Genomic DNA, 15,641 nt, shown 5'->3' with positions numbered 1-15,641 from the left:
CTCTTCATACCTTTTTGAAGAGAACACAACGCGCCCAAAATCTTGACCCCCACCCCCCAATTTTAAGACTGAATTAAATAAGGAACGCTATGTATAGCTTAGATACCCTTGCTGCTCGGCTTGCTGACCAGAACAGTACACGCATTACCCAGCCTGGAGAATATATTGGAGTATTCACGTGTGCTGAAGCGGTCAAGAGTGCCCTAAAAAGCACGCATGGCATTAGATTGACGTTTGAGACAGAAGCCAAACAGAAAGAGTATTTTTCACTTTGGATACGGAGTGCGGAGGGTAAAGAACTCTATGGTCACCTGCAACTCAATGCGCTGATGGTGTGTTTGGGTATTGACCACATTCAACTGACACCAGACTTTATTAAAACATGGGACAACGTCGATAAGCCGACTCAAGTATTTAAAGGCTTAATGAATAAAAAAATCGGCGTGCTGTTGGACACGTCGGCGTATGAAAATCAAGAGGGTCAAATCAAGATTAAGGTTGTGCCGGTTGGATTTTTTAATCCCGAAAGCCGATTAATTGCTTCGGAAATACTGGATGGTAAAGCGCAGCCGCAACGGTTGGCCGAACTCGTTGAAACGCTTAAGCACCGTCCATTCAAAAGATCCAATCCTCCGTCTTCAAGCAATGGGCCATACGTTGAGCCCCATATTGAGTTTAGCGATATAGACGACGATATTTCCTTCTAAAGCTGTCACACAGGCTCGATGAGCACTTGGAGGCTGAATCATGCAAACCCTATTTCATTATGCCAAACGTTTAAGCAGCTGGCTGAGTGCAGTACCCAGCCGAGTAAGTCGGCAAAAACCGGAGAAGGTTCATATCGGGATGATTCCGTTGCCGGTATTTGGGCTGATTTGGTTATGCATTCTGAGTTTTATCGCGTTAGGTGAGGTGCCAGGAGACCTCTCGGTGATGTTGGCGGTGGTGGCGGTATTAGGTTTTAGCTGCGCAGAGATCGGCAAACATATACCGGTTCTGCGGTACTTGGGTGGTCCCGTGATGGTGACCGTGCTGCTGCCGTCGTATTGGGTGCATAGCGAACTCATGCCGATAGAGCTGGAAAGCTCGATCAGAGCGTTTTGGGAGAGCACGAATATTTTGTACCTGTTTACGGTCACGGTGGTGGTAGGCGGTATTTTGAGTATGGAGCGGAGTCTTTTGATTAAAGGTTTCGTGAGACTCTTTGTGCCGCTTGCTGCGGGTTCTATCGCTGCGGCAATCGTCGGCACCCTGACGGGGATGGCGTTGGGACTAAGCGCACACCACACCTTCTTCTTTATCGTGATTCCGATCATGGCGGGTGGCCTGGGTGAGGGGGCGATTCCGCTGACTCTGGGCTATGCGGCGATTTTACACACGTCCCAGCCAGAATTATTTGCACAGGTGATGCCGCCAATCGTGCTGGGGAATCTGACGGCGGTGGCATGTGCTGGGATGCTGCATCGACTTGGGCAGCTTAACTCGGACCTGAGCCAACTAGGTCAAAAGCTGTCCGCAGGGCATTTAAAAAGCCGGCCCACCGATTCAACACCCGCCGCTTTGATGGAGTCGTTGGCCTCGGTGGGGATGGTGGCTTTGAGCCTCTATATGGTGCTCAGGATTACCCACAAATTTGTCGGAAGAATCGCTAGAGAAGTTGTAAATAATTGTATCCTGTACAAACATTGCAGTTTTACCTGCTAAAAAGGCAAAGCAATGGTGGCTGAAAGTGATTTGGAGAGTTGGGCGAATACTGAATTTAGCGAAGCCCACTTAGGAGATGCGCGGCTGACGAAACGGCTGATATTATTGGCGGAACAGTTATCGAAGATGCCGCATGGTTCATTTCCTCACACACTGACGAAGGCGCAGTTAAAATCAGCGTATCGATTCTTCGACAACAAGCAGGTCGATACAGATGGGGTGTTGGGCTCGCATATAGCTCAGACACAAAACCGAATGAATCAAGTGCCAGTTGTGTTGGCGGTGCAAGACACGACAGAATTTAATTTAACGCATCTACCGGCCACGGAAGGTCTGGGTTATTGCAGCAGCAAACATGTACGTGGATTCATGATGCACAGTATGTTGGCAGTGACCCCGGAAGGATTGCCGCTAGGCGTACTGGGGATGAAAGCGTGGGCACGCGATCTGAGTGAGCTGGGCAAAAAGAAACAGCGCGCTAAGAGGTCGATTGATGAAAAAGAAAGCGTAAAGTGGCTCGAGGGCGTAAAGCAATTGACGGCTCTCAAAGCTGGATGCCCTAAAACGCACATGATTAGCGTGTGTGATCGCGAGGCAGATATTTACGACTTATTTGTTGCACCGCGTCCAGATGGAGTCGATTGGTTAATTCGTGCCTCTTGGAATCGCAAAGTGGATCATCCTGATCAATACTTGTGGGAAGCTATGGCATCTGCTTCCGAATTAGGCTGTATAGAACTTAACGTGCCTGCTCGTAGCAACTGTGCACAGCGCATCGCTCAGCTGGCTATAAAATGCGCGCCCGTTACGCTTCGCCGGCCGTGCAATCATCCTAATCCTAATCTGCCTAATGTCGAGGTGTTTGCGATTTGGGCATTGGAAAGCCATCCACCTGAAGGGACTCATCCAATCGAGTGGATGCTATTAAGTTCAGTGCCAACGCATACCCAAGAACAAGCATTGGAAAGACTCACGTGGTATGCGCGCCGTTGGACTATCGAAACTTGGCATCGTATCCTCAAAAGCGGCTGCCAAATTGAACATCGTCAGTTGGGTAGCTTAGATCGCTTTGTCCGCTCTACTGCATTATTTACGGTCATCGCTTGGCGTATTTTGTATGCCACCTTACTAGGTCGAAGTAATCCTGAAATCTCTTGTGAAGTTTTACTTCAGCCCATTGAATGGCAAGCTTTATATTGCCGTGCTCACAATACCAAGCATCCTCCTAGCGATCCTCCTACTTTGAATCAGGCCATTCTGTGGATCGCTAAACTCGGCGGATACCTAGCGCGCAAGCATGATCTCCCGCCCGGCCCTACTGTATTGTGGCGTGGGTTCATGGCTTTGCATGAGGCCACCAAAATGTTTCAAATCATGCACCAGTGTGACTAAAATTTGTGGGTAATCCTGAGCTATATGGTGGGGGTTTTGGTACATCAATTGACCGGTTGGCCCGCGCCGTTGGTGATGCTGGGCTTGGCGGTCCTGATCAAACTCACGGTGACGCTTTCATCCGGACTGGAAGAAGGGGCGTATCTGATGCACCACTTTTTTACCAAAGCGGCGGCGTATCCGGTTCTGTTTGTGCTCGGACTGACCTTAACGCCTTGGCAGGTCTTACTTTCGGTTTTAACGCCGGTTTATTTAATCACGATTGTGGTGACGGTGCTGACGTTGGCGCTGGTGGGTCTGATTGTAGGTCGTTGGGCGGGATTAAACCCGATAGAAAGCGCCCTTATCAATGTTTGCCATAGCGGGATGGGTAGCGTGGGGGACATGGCGATTTTGACCTCAGCGCATCGGATGCACCTGATGCCGTTTGCGCAGTTGGCGACGCGTATGGGGGGAGCGCTCACGATAGTGATTGCGCTGATGATGTTTAGCGTTTACCAAAATTAATTTAAAGAAAAGTCATGATGAAGAGCCAAGAAAGTGCAAAGCGTTATAGATATGCGGTGCTGAACTATGGCGAACGATTTGAAGATGGATATGGTTTTGAATCGAAGCTAGATGAAGATGAGGTTGAAGATTTAGTGCGAGCAGCAGCGGAGCATATTGATTCGGAGAGTTTTTGGTGGGCGGATAGTGGAAAGGGTGAAATGGTTATTGAAGTGTTTAAAGAGGATGGTTTAAGTCTAGGTGTTTTTGGAGTTTATAAAAAACGGATAACCCATTTTAGTATTTATCCAAAAAATAAAAGCGTAGATTCAACGAACCAGACGGAGAGGTCACATGGGTGATATGGGTGAAGATTTCAGAGCGATGAGGGATGACAGGAATGCGCGGCGTGCGAAGTACGGGGTTGATTGTCCGCGCTGCGCGGAGGTGCGGCCCCGCGCCCCCGCATCGATTTTGCTGCCCCAACAGCGCTGCCGTGTGGACGGCTATGTTGATCCACGCTCCGAGCTGACGGACGAACAATGGAATGACGTATGAAACCTGGCTTCATGCAAATGCCAACGGTAAGCAGTAAAACCCCATGAATGAATGGAGAAAAGAGATGACGACGTATAAATATATTGTGGATAAACGTTGGGGATTTGAAGATGCGGATTGTTTAGAGTCAAGTTGGGGTGAAGAGGATGCCGAGTATGTAGCCAGAGAGGTGGCAGGAAATTATTACTCAGAAAGTGAGGGAACTTGGGAATGGAATGAATCTATTTCAATTCAAATCTTCAAAGAGGATGGGACAAGCCTCGGAGTATTTGAGGTGGGATACGATTTGGAACCTCAATTTTGGGTTTCTGAAGAAGAGTCCGCTCAACGCTCCAGCCTATGCTGAGGAGTGGAAATGAGTGAAGTTTTTTTGACCGAAGCGCAAGTGGATGAGCTGACAGGGATCAGGCGGGGCAAGACGCTGGAAGCGGGAACCGCATATGCCCGCAAGGCGAGTAAATACGAAAGGCAGGAAGCCTATTTAAAAGAGCAGGAGATCGTATTTTTTATGAACCAGCGAGGTCGGCCGATTGTGACGCGTGCCGCGGTAGAGGGTCGGTCAGAAGAAGTGAAAGCGAAAAGTTGGCAACCGAAGTTAGCGATCCAGGTAAAAGATGAGCCAAACCGCGTTTAATTTACCGCCTCGGATGCGAGCGAGGGTACAGCGTAGCGGGCAAACCTATTATTACTACGACACGGGCCATTCCTCGAGACAGGAGATCGCGCTGGGGCCAGATTATCTAGAAGCGCTGCAAAAGTGGACAGAGCTGGATAGTCAAAACCAATTGGAGGATCGAGTCAGGGTAACGTTTCGTCATGCAGCACAAAGATATAGACAAGACGTGATCCCAACAAAAGCGCCTCGCACGCAGAAAGACAATTTGGCGGAGCTGGTTAAATTGCTGGAATTCTTTGATAATCCGCCGGCATTAATGGACGAGATCAAGCCGATCCATATCCGTCAGTTTTTAGATTGGCGCGTGAAAGAGACTGTCAGAAAACTGAAAGAGGCAGGTCAGGCCGTCAATGGGAGCGAAGGGCAGGTCAGAGCGAATCGAGAGAAGTCGTTATTCTCGCACATCTGGAATAAGGCAAGAGAATGGGGGTATACGGATCAGCCGAATCCGTGTTTGGGGATCAAGGGCTATCGAGAAGACGGGCGTAAAGTCTATATCGAAGACAGTGAATATAGCGCGATTTATGCGAAAGCACGGCAACCGTTGCGGGATGCGATGGATTTAGCGTATCTGACGGGTCAGCGCCCATCGGATATTTTAAAGATGACAGAGCAGGATATCAAAGAAGGGTGTCTGCTGGTGCAGCAAAACAAGACGAAGACGAAACTGAGGATAGCGATCACCGGTCATCTGGAGAAGACGTTAGAGCGCATATTAAAGAGAAAAGCCAAGTACAACACAGGGCATGTTGATTTGGTGGTGAATGAGTTAGGAGAGTGCGTTGCGTTAAAGACGCTGCAAGCGATGTTTGCGCAAGCGCGCACAGCGGCAGGCTTATGCGCAGCGGAATATCAATTTCGAGACTTACGAGCGAAAGCGGGAACAGACAAGGCGGAGTTATCGGGGGATATTCGTCGAGCGCAAAAGCAGTTGGGGCATACAAGCATCAAGATGACGGAACACTATGTGCGCAATCGTCGAGGCGAGAAAGTAGAGCCGACGAAATGATAGAAGCTGGCGGGTTTAATTAATTTGTATTTTTTCTGTAAAATCTGGCGACTCACATGGGTGAGTCATGAATAAGTCCTGGGTCAGGGCTTATGAAAATTCATCAGATGATTTTACTTTAATTGAACAATAAAATATTTATGCTGAACCCTATTTCAAGCTCTGTCAATCTGCACTATCCAGTAACACAAAAATCCACAGAATCCGGTTTTCTCTCGCTTCCCGCAGAAATTCGGCAAGAAATAGAAAAGCTGCTCGATTTTTCGAGCCGTCAGGCTTTGCTTAAAGCACTGACAACACCGACTCATAATGGTGAACCCATGGATTCACCTGCTCTGAAGCTACATCTGATCAAAGAAAGGATTCAGGCGCAATATCAAGGAGCTCTAATAAGTTCGGATGTAGAGTTAAAGAAATTCACATTGAGTCAATTGCAAAAGTTATCTGACTCAGGGCGACTCGATCAGGTCGTTGAGAAATCTGCACTTTTTGGGCTGATATGTCTTGTTAATGATCCAGAAATACTTAAATTTTTGCAAGAAAAAGTCCAGCAAGACATTTCGCTAAAAGAGAAATTATTGAACTGGGTGGAACGGTCCAAAACAGAAGAGGTGCAGGCTACAGCAGCTAACGCGCTGACGCTATTAGTGAAGGCAGGGGCGCAATTCAATAATAAGGATCTCCAAGGGATACGTGTGCCTGGGGCAGATTTAAGTTATGGAGTGTTTGATTCTACGCAATTTCAAGGAGCCGATTTAACAGGCGTAAATTGGACCGATACTTGGCTGAATGGTGTTAATTTAGATGGTGCTGATTTAGCAGGAGTAGATTTTGGTGAAAAGCCCTCTTTAGAAATGGAAAGCGCTGTTTATGCGTGTTGTTATTCGCCAGTTGGGCGCTGGCTGGCTGTGACAGAAGGCAATGCTATCCATCTTTATGAAACAAAGAATTTCCAAAAAATTCATACTTATGAAGGGCATACGAGCTATGTGTATAGTGTCGCATTCTCAAGTGATGGACAGCGGCTCGCGTCTGGAAGTGGGGATAAGACGGTAAAGATGTGGTGCGTGGAGGGCGAACGCGCGCTAGCCCACTCCTATACGCATACGGGTGTGGTGACAAGTGTAGCATTCTCAAACGATGGTCAGTGGCTAGTATCTGGAGGAGGTGGGGATTGTACAGTGAAGCTGTGGTGTGTAGAGGGCGACCGCACTCTGGCTCACACCTATACCGGGCATATGAGTATGGTGACAAGTGTCGCATTCTCAAATGATAGCCATTGGCTCGCATCTGGTAGCGATGATAAGACGGTGAAGCTGTGGCACGTAGCAGGCGAACGTGCCTTGGCCCACTCCTATACCGAACATAAGAACAAGGTATACAGTGTTGCATTCTCAAAAGATGGGCAATGGCTCGCATCTGGAACAAACGATTGGCAATGGCCTCCACATGGAAATGGTCATACAGTGAATTTATGGCACGTGGAGGGTGAGCGCACTCTGGCTCACACTTATATTGGGCATCCACATGGAGTGAATAGTGTCGCATTCTCAAACGATGGGCAATGGTTGGCATCTGGAGGTAGGACTACGGTAAAGTTGTGGCACGTGGAAGGTGAGCGCACTCTGGCTCACACCTATACTGGGCATACGGATAGGGTGAATAGTGTCACGTTCTCAAGCGATGGTCAGTGGCTTGCATCTGGAAGTTTAGATAATTCGGTGAAGCTGTGGCGCGTGACCGGTGAACAGGTTATGCCCTTCTCCTATGTTGAGCATGATGATATGGTGAATAGTGCTGCGTTCTCAAGCGATGGTCAGTGGCTCGCGTCTGTGGGTTGGGATAAGACGGTAAAGTTATGGTGCGTGGACCGAGAGCGCACTCTGGCTCACACCTATACCGGACATACGGATATGGTGATTAGTGCTGTGTTCTCAAGCGATGGTCAGTGGCTCGCGTCTGGAGGCAGGGATAAGACGGTGAAGTTATGGCGCATGGACGGGGAGCGCACTCTGGCTCACACCTATACTGGGCATACGGATAGTGTGAATTGTGTCGCGTTCTCAAAAGATGGGCAGTGGCTTGCATCTGGAAGTTCAGATAATTCGGTAAAGCTGTGGTGCGCAGGGGGCGAGCGTACCTTGGCTCACTCTTATATCGGGCATACCGATATTGTCAGCAGTGTCGCATTCTCAAACGATGGACAGTGGCTTGCATCTGGAAGTGGGGATAATACAGTGAAGCTGTGGCACGTGGTTGGTGAACAAGCTATGGCTTACTCCTACGTCGGGCATGACGATGGTGTGTATCGTGTCGCATTCTCAAACGATGGTCATTGGCTCGCGTCTATTTGTGATGATGGTACGGTGAAGCTGTGGCACATGAGGGGGGAGCGCGCTCTGGCTCACACCTATACTGGGCATACGGATAGTGTGAATTGTGTCGCGTTCTCAAAAGATGGTCATTGGCTCGCGTCTGGAAGTAGGGATCAAACAATCAGGTTATGGTCTGTTTTAACAGGCGATTGTCAAGCGGTACTCAAAGGCTGTGTGGGTGGTATTAGTACTATTGTGTGGAAACCCACACAGGATGAAGTGGCCCTATTGGCTACGGCAGGAGAGGACAAAACTATTCGTCTTTGGCAAGTCCCTTATCGCTCAGGTGAAATAGGTCCAATTTTGTTAGATTGGACTTCACGACAAGACGGGCTTACTGCATCAGGTGCCCTCATCCAAAATGCCCTTAATCTCAGCTCTCAAAATGCTGCTTTGTTAAGACAACGAGGCGCAATATAGGCCTATTGGCGGAAGGCGGGAGTCTTTGAGTTGGTAGAGAATCCCGCTGCGTTTGCTGTAAGCGCCGATAAAATTTTAAGCGCTGGCGTTTGTTCGCATTACTGCTAGCAGACGCTAGCGTTGAAGTCAGAGTTGACTTTGGTTATCTCAGCAATTGAAATTTCGGTGGGTTTTCGTTCAGACCCACCGGAAAAAGCAATATTGTAGTATCACAAGAAGCCAGCAGGCTTGACAGTTATTCTCCCTCTAAAACATCTAGAAATTCTCCTGACGTGGGTTTGTTCTACTGTTCTTCACAGCACGGCGCAAGACGATAAAAAATTATTCCAAGCTCCGACCCCACTCAACCGTTTTTCTGAGTCTTGATCGTTGCGATCAGCCCGCCCACGCAACGGACGAAATAACCCATTCCGAAGCAAAAAACCGGCGCAGGGCTTTAAGCGATGGGGCCAAACAAGGAATCAGAAGAGGGAGTGCGAAGCAAAAACCGGCGCAGAAGTGCGGAGTTAAAACTGAAAAGCCTTATAAACACAGGCTTTTGGCGGAAAGGGAGGGATTTGAACCCTCGATACTGGGGACCAGTATACCGGATTTCGAGTCCTGGAGGTAAATCAACAAAAGTTAATATAAACAACAGGATAGCGGTTTTTTTGCTTCGGAGCAATAGCCCAATTAGGGCTTTTTAGGCCTTATTAGGGCGAATTAGGTATAAGTTTTCCGAAGCAAATTTGACGTAAAATTTCGCTGGTTAAATTTCGCTGGAATAGCGTCGATGTCAGCGAAATTTTAGTGAATTCAGGTGGTTTCCTGGTGAAGTGGAGCTCGCTTGGGTGGCGTTAAATGAATGATCCTGATTCCCTATAAGGGGGAGAGAAGACAAGACGCTGCTTTTATTCTGGTAAGCAGCGTTTTTTATCCACGCAGTTCTAAATAAGTTATAAGAGGGGAAGAAGATGTTTAATTTGAATGCATTGAGGGGGATTGGGAGTAGAGAGGTTAATACGACACCCATTTCAGTTTCTGGCTTGTCAGCAGCTAATAAGCTTCGAGAGGAAGCAACGCGCTATGAGAAGCAAGGAGATCTAGAGAAAGCAAAGGACTGCTTTGAAGGAGGCATTCGCAAAGCAGAAGACGTGCTGCAAAGCACTCAAAATGAGTCTGACTTAAGAAAAATAAGAGAGCAACTTGCCGCAAGCCATTTTTACTATGGCACTTTTCTACGCAAAGACGATAAATTCGGCGCTGAGGAGAATTATAAAAAGGCGTTAGAGTACGCGCCTTATATGGATATGAAGCAAACTGGCGCGCGAATGTTGCATCAACAAATAAGCGCACGGTACAGCTCATTTTTAATTAAAAATGAGAGTGTGAGCGAGGGGAATAGAAAACAACTGGATCCAACAAAAGAGTGGGTTGCAAATGCGCGGCCTTCAAAACTGAGTCTAACGCCTCCGCAACGAGAGGTTGATGTGTCTATCGAAGAAAAAAGCAAGCAGATGGATTACCTGTTTGAAAAGGCGCTGTCGACGCTGGGAGCCTTAAAGGTCGCGAATAAACCCAGCCTGTTTTTAGTATATGCGCATGACAATCCAGCCCACGGAAAGGCTGAGGCCTCTACCTCTAAATATTTAATTGAAAAGCTCTCTCAAATTCAAGTGATTTTGTATTCGGATCAAACGCCGATGGGGCAACCGTATTCAAGTGTTTCGAGAGATCTGAAAAAGGACGGCAAGCTAGAAGATATTTTAACCAATCAGCTGTGTCTATTACCGGGGCGGTTGCGAGGCGATGTGACCCCGGTCGATAAGGTCACGGTGTGTTGTTCTGAGGTATTGGGAAGTTATCTAAAGTGGTCGGATTATGGCCACTTTTATCAGAAACTGCGAGAGGCGTATCGCAAAGATCGAGAAGCGTATCTGAAAGATAGTGAGCAAGATAGCGCGATGGCGATACGTGAGGTGGTCAGAGAATTCTCGCAAGAGGAAAGCTATAAGGCCGGGTTCCATCATGTATTGACAGAAATGGCATTTTTGCAAATCCGAGCAGAAGAGCTTAAAGATAAGCATGGGATTATTCCGGTTGCGTTAACCTTGAATAGCTACGATGCGTGCTTGTCAGATTTTGTTTCAGCGACAGCGGTTCGGATGGAAGACATACCGCGCTTTGAAGAACAAGTGCAAGCAGGGCGAGAAGTGTATGCGAATCAAAGTCGGCATGGGGTGCTCTTTAAGCTGATCGAGCGGCTGTTAGCGGGTAGTGACGAAGCCCAAACGTTTCTGAATAAGTTTTGGCAGGGGTACAGTGATTGTATTTCGCATTTGAAGACCGATTCAAAGTTTGATGGGCTTGAGTTTACCCAACTCGTAGACAGTATTTTCGATGATATACGGAAAGCGTTACACAACGAGCTTGCCCTTACCGTGCAGCAACTCCATCAACAATTGAAGCATCAGCAAGAAAAAGAACTGAAATCGAAGAAAGAGCCACTTGCGATTTTAGGTGAAAGTATCCAGGCAGAATATTTCAAGGACTGGGAAGAGCTTGGAGAAATCCAGGATGGTTTGGCGATGTATGTTGCACCGCAAGGTAAGCTCACAGCGGAGGCGACAGAACATTTTGATTTAGAAGAGAAGGTCAATGCGTTTTTGGATTCGGATAAAAAAGTCTTATTGCTGTTAGGTGAAGGGGGGAGCGGTAAGTCAACATTTAATCGTCACATGGCACGTCGGTTATGGAAAGACTATATCCAAGCGGAAAATACCCAAGACAGGCCAATCCCGTTATTCATATCATTGGCTACGCTAGAGAACCCTGGCAGAAATTTGATCGAACAATATCTGGAAGAACAAGGTTTATCGAAACCCGAGATAGAAAATTTACGTAAAGGTGGTCGGTTTATTTTTATTCTGGATGGGTATGACGAAATAGCGCAACGTTCACGCGCCTTCTATGCGGATAATAAACTAGAGCGTTGGCAAGCGAAAGTGATTATCAGCAGCCGGCCGGAATATTTAGGAGATCATTATCAAAATAAGTTTCATCCAATAGGCAGACCTGGCGCATTGGAAGAATATCGGTTGTCGTCGTTTTCGGATGCATCGATAGAGCACTATATTGATCAATATGTGAGTTATACGAAACCGAAGTGGAAAGCAGAGGATTACAAACAGTTATTTAAAGAAATCGCAGAGTTAAAAGAATTAGTGCGCACGCCGTTTATGTTGAAAATGACGTTAGAGGTGTTGCCGAGCCTAAAAGCGGAGGAAGAGCACTCGAAGCTGACGCGTATGGGGTTATATGAGAGGTCCGTGGAAAATTGGTTCAACCGATCACAGGAAAGGTTGGCGCGCATCCCACTCAAACCTAAGGAGCAGGAAGCGTTTGAGGATCTGGATGATGAATTTACACTGCACGGCTTGGAGTATAGTCAAAATCTGGCGTTAGCGATGTATGAAGAGCAGTTGGTGTCGGTCACGTATTCAGAAGCGAAGGATGGAAAAAAAGGGGGTTGGCGAGCGCAGTATTTAGGGGACGCAGAAGAAAAGACGCGGCTGTTGCGGTTTAATGCGCCGTTAATTCGCCAAGGAGATCAATATCGGTTTATCCATAAATCGATTCAGGATTATCTGGTGGCGCGTGGGATGTGGCAAGAACTGGAAGAGGCGGCAGGAGGGGGCGCATGCGAATCCTCGAGCGGAATGAGGAATGTCCAGGCGCTCTGGAAAACGCTGAATGACTCGGATCAGGTAAATCCGGAAGGATTATTGAACCGATTTAATCTGGTGGAGGATGCAGGGGTTCAGCGGTTTTTAGTGGAGCGTGTGCAACAGAACAAAGCGCTGGTGAAACCCCTGCTGGTCTGGCTCAAAGGCTCAACGCAGACAGATTTTGTGAGTCGGGGTGCGGCGAATGCGATGACGATCTTGGTGAAAGCAGGGGTGCCGTTTACTGGGTGGGATTTAAATAGAATCCGGATACCTGGAGCGGATTTGAGCTATGGGTTATTTGATTCTGCTGAACTGCAAGGGGCAGATTTAAGGAAGGTGAATTTACGCAAAAGTTGGTTACGCCAGGCGAATTTAAGCGAGGCAAAAATGGAAGGGGCGCAGTTTGGTGAATGGCCCTATATCCAAGGAGAGAGCAAAGTATATTCTTGTGTGTATTCACCCGATGGGAAAACCTGTGCCATAGGGCTTGAAAACGGTAAGATTAGCGTGTACGGGACCTCGAATTGGGAAAAACTCCGTACTTTAGAAGGGCATACAAATGTAGTTTTTAGCGTAGCGTATTCGCCGAGAGGAGATCAGGTAGCGTCGGGGAGTTTAGACACTACGGTGCGGCTGTGGGATATAGAAAGCGGAGAGCAGAAGCAGAATTTAGAAGGGCATACAAATGGAGTTGTGAGCGTAGCGTATTCGCCGAGAGGAGATCAAGTAGCGTCTGGGAGTTCTGACACTACGGTGCGGCTGTGGGATATAGAAAGCGGAGAGCAGAAGCAGAAATTAGAAGGGCATACAGATATAGTTTTTAGCGTAGCGTATTCGCCGAGAGGAGATCAGTTAGCGTCGGGGAGTCAAGATAATACGGTGCGGCTGTGGGATATAGAAAGCGGAGAGCAGAAGCAGAAGTTAGAAGGGCATACAAATGGAGTTGTGAGCGTAGCGTATTCGCCGAGAGGAGATCAGGTAGCGTCGGGGAGTTCTGACAATACGGTAAGGCTGTGGGATATAGAAAGCGGAGAGCAGAAGCAGAAGTTAGAAGGGCATACAGATGTAGTTTTTAGCGTAGCGTATTCGCCGAGAGGAGATCAGGTCGCTTCGGGGAGTTTGGACAATACGGTGCGGCTGTGGGATATAGAAAGCGGAGAGCAGAAGCAGAAGTTAGAAGGGCATACAGATATAGTTTTGAGCGTAGTGTATTCGCCGAGAGGAGATCAGGTAGCGTCGGGGAGTTTGGACAATACGGTGCGGCTGTGGGATATAGAAAGCGGAGAGCAGAAGCAGAATTTAGAAGGGCACACAGATAGAGTTTTGAGCGTAGTGTATTCGCCGAGAGGAGATCAGGTAGCGTCTGGGAGTGAAGACAATACGGTACGGCTGTGGGATATAGAAAGCGGAGAGCAGAAGCAGAAGTTAGAAGGGCATACAGATATAGTTTTTAGCGTAGCGTATTCGCCGAGAGGAGATCAGGTAGCGTCGGGTAGTTGGGACAATACGGTGCGGCTGTGGGATATAGAAAGCGGAGAGCAGAAGCAGAATTTAGAAGGGCACACAGATAGAGTTTATAGCGTAGCGTATTCGCCGAGAGGAGATCAGGTCGCGTCTGGGAGTGAAGACAATACGGTACGGCTGTGGGATATAGAAAGCGGAGAGCAGAAGCAGAATTTAGAAGGGCATACAGATAGAGTTTTGAGCGTAGCGTATTCGCCGAGAGGAGATCAGGTCGCGTCGGGGAGTGAAGATAAGACGGTACGGCTGTGGGATATAGAAAGCGGAGAGCAGAAGCAGAAGTTAGAAGGGCATACAGATAGAGTTTATAGCGTAGCGTATTCGCCGAGAGGAGATCAGGTCGCGTCGGGGAGTGTAGATAAGACGGTGCGGCTGTGGGATATAGAAAGCGGAGAGCAGAAGCAGAAGTTAGAAGGGCATACAGATAGAGTTTTTAGCGTAGCGTATTCGCCGAGAGGAGATCAGGTAGCGTCGGGGAGTTCTGACACTACGGTGCGGCTGTGGGACCCCCAAACGGGAGAGTGCCAAATACTGATTGAAGATAGTGGACCGATTGCAAGCCTTGCCTGGAAAGAGGCATCGGGTATTCACTATTTAGGGATAGGTAGTCTAGATAACTCTGTTCGGCAATGGGAATTGCGAAAAGAAGAGGGGAAATATAAGGCGTATTTCAGGTGGAGTACGGGTCATAATTTTTTGACAGTGAGAGGAGCGTTAATAGAAGGAGTGGAAGGGTTAAGCGAAATGAATGGTAAGCTGTTAAAGCAGCGAGGTGCTGTGTTAGCGTAAATTTGATAAGCGCAAGTTATGCTGGTACAGAGCAGGAGCGTTTAGGTAAGGAAGAGCGTAAGCGCGTGCTGTAATGAGCTAAGCGATCTGCCTACAGGGTTCTAATTGCCGAGTATGAGGCGTTGTGAGGCTCGCTGGTAGAGTTTCAATCGCCGATAGAAAAATAGGTCGGATCGCTGGATCTCAGTATAGCGCGTTATGGCATAGAGTGTATATGCTGTAACTGCCGGTAAAATGCTCTTAATCTAAGCGCTTGTTCCCGCCATTGCCAGCAGACGTTGGCGTTAAAAGCGTTGACTTCGGCAATCTCAGCAAGCGAAATTCCGGCGGGTTCTCGGTCAAAGTGGGCGGCAGGTCCGGCAGACTCGTTGGCAAAGGCTGCGTTGTGGTGGCGCACGAAGCCAACGTTAACGCCGAAATGGTCAGTATCAGCTTGATTAACATAGATGGGCACTTCCTTAATAATCGTGTCGCCTTTTTCTTTGACGATTTTGATGCGGTCGCGGTATTGAATTTCGGTTTGGATGATGACTTTGGTTTGGGCTTCAATCAATTGAGCTTGGGCCATGGTGAGTTGAGCTTTATAGTGCACTAGCGCTGAGCGTTCTTTCTGAATGCGTGGGTTGTAATACAAAAAACCCGCGCACCCTACGCCAAAACTGAAAGCGGTTGCTGCGACGCACAATAGGCGCGACGGACCGGCAAGCCAATTAGTTAGCATTTGAGCGTTTCCCAAACCAGCGTTGTACAGCCATTTCCAAATAGGACTGGCCGAGAATGCCGAGTGCTGCGCCGAGGCCTGTGACAGCGATCGGAGAAAGTTCAGGCAGAAGCATGAGGGTGGAGCTGGCGGCGACGCTTAAGCCCGCACCCACAATCATGCGCCCGATAATCAGCCGAGCGGTAATTTTCTCGCCGCCATTGAGCAATTTACCAATCCCAAGCACAGCACCCATCGCAGCCAATATGGCAAGCATTCGGTCATGTTCGTGAAGATTCATTTT

At 48.1% G+C, this 15,641-nt stretch carries 13 protein-coding genes; 11 read left to right on the top strand and 2 right to left on the bottom strand.

Going from position 1 to position 15,641, the window contains the following annotated elements; translation table 11 throughout:
• The first annotated feature begins 89 nt into the window (after positions 1-89).
• The 11 genes from MCB1EB_RS07585 to MCB1EB_RS07535 all read left to right on the top strand — a co-directional run bounded on the left by MCB1EB_RS07585 (position 90) and on the right by MCB1EB_RS07535 (position 14,637).
• Positions 90-707, top strand: coding sequence for a hypothetical protein (locus tag MCB1EB_RS07585; RefSeq protein WP_045361624.1), 618 nt, complete (start codon positions 90-92; stop codon positions 705-707).
• 40 nt (positions 708-747) lie between these two features.
• Entirely contained in the window at positions 748-1,704 is a 957-nt protein-coding gene (locus MCB1EB_RS07580; RefSeq protein ID WP_126353962.1) for a 2-hydroxycarboxylate transporter family protein, read from the top strand.
• Between the two features lie 12 nt (positions 1,705-1,716).
• Positions 1,717-3,096, top strand: a complete 1,380-nt coding sequence (locus tag MCB1EB_RS07575; RefSeq protein ID WP_126353912.1) for an IS4 family transposase — start codon at positions 1,717-1,719, stop codon at positions 3,094-3,096.
• A gap of 3 nt (positions 3,097-3,099) precedes the next feature.
• Positions 3,100-3,603, top strand: coding sequence for a 2-hydroxycarboxylate transporter family protein (locus MCB1EB_RS07570; RefSeq protein WP_348535748.1), 504 nt, complete (start codon positions 3,100-3,102; stop codon positions 3,601-3,603).
• Between the two features lie 14 nt (positions 3,604-3,617).
• Entirely contained in the window at positions 3,618-3,944 is a 327-nt protein-coding gene (locus tag MCB1EB_RS07565) for a hypothetical protein (RefSeq protein ID WP_126353960.1), read from the top strand.
• Positions 3,937-4,140 (top strand): hypothetical protein, encoded by a 204-nt coding sequence (locus MCB1EB_RS07560; protein WP_126353948.1) that lies wholly within the window; start codon positions 3,937-3,939, stop codon positions 4,138-4,140. Before MCB1EB_RS07565 ends, MCB1EB_RS07560 begins: the two co-directional genes overlap by 8 nt.
• A 43-nt stretch (positions 4,141-4,183) precedes the next feature.
• Complete coding sequence (locus MCB1EB_RS07555) at positions 4,184-4,486, top strand: hypothetical protein (protein WP_126353959.1); 303 nt, start codon at positions 4,184-4,186, stop codon at positions 4,484-4,486.
• 9 nt (positions 4,487-4,495) lie between these two features.
• On the top strand, positions 4,496-4,774 hold the full coding sequence (locus MCB1EB_RS07550) for a DUF4224 domain-containing protein (protein WP_045361631.1): 279 nt from the start codon (positions 4,496-4,498) through the stop codon (positions 4,772-4,774).
• A complete protein-coding gene (locus MCB1EB_RS07545) occupies positions 4,755-5,825 on the top strand; it encodes a tyrosine-type recombinase/integrase (RefSeq protein WP_045361633.1) in 1,071 nt (356 codons plus the stop codon). The genes MCB1EB_RS07550 and MCB1EB_RS07545 overlap by 20 nt, the downstream gene beginning before the upstream one ends.
• Before the next feature lie 140 nt (positions 5,826-5,965).
• Positions 5,966-8,620: a WD40 repeat domain-containing protein gene (locus tag MCB1EB_RS07540; RefSeq protein WP_052393561.1), complete on the top strand. Its 2,655-nt coding sequence runs from the start codon at positions 5,966-5,968 to the stop codon at positions 8,618-8,620.
• 953 nt (positions 8,621-9,573) lie between these two features.
• Positions 9,574-14,637, top strand: a complete 5,064-nt coding sequence (locus tag MCB1EB_RS07535) for an NACHT domain-containing protein (protein WP_126353958.1) — start codon at positions 9,574-9,576, stop codon at positions 14,635-14,637.
• 196 nt (positions 14,638-14,833) lie between these two features.
• Here MCB1EB_RS07535 and MCB1EB_RS07530 read toward each other — a convergent pair whose 3' ends face one another.
• Both MCB1EB_RS07530 and MCB1EB_RS07525 read right to left on the bottom strand, forming a co-directional pair.
• Entirely contained in the window at positions 14,834-15,358 is a 525-nt protein-coding gene (locus MCB1EB_RS07530; protein WP_052393562.1) for a hypothetical protein, read from the bottom strand.
• Entirely contained in the window at positions 15,348-15,638 is a 291-nt protein-coding gene (locus MCB1EB_RS07525; RefSeq protein ID WP_045361638.1) for a phage holin family protein, read from the bottom strand. The genes MCB1EB_RS07530 and MCB1EB_RS07525 overlap by 11 nt, the downstream gene beginning before the upstream one ends.
• Between the last annotated feature and the right edge of the window lie 3 nt (positions 15,639-15,641).

It is taken from the genome of Mycoavidus cysteinexigens (assembly GCF_003966915.1).
GTDB lineage: Bacteria > Pseudomonadota > Gammaproteobacteria > Burkholderiales > Burkholderiaceae > Mycoavidus > Mycoavidus cysteinexigens.
Note: the sequence above shows the minus strand (reverse complement) of the source record. Positions and strands in the feature narration are given on the sequence as shown.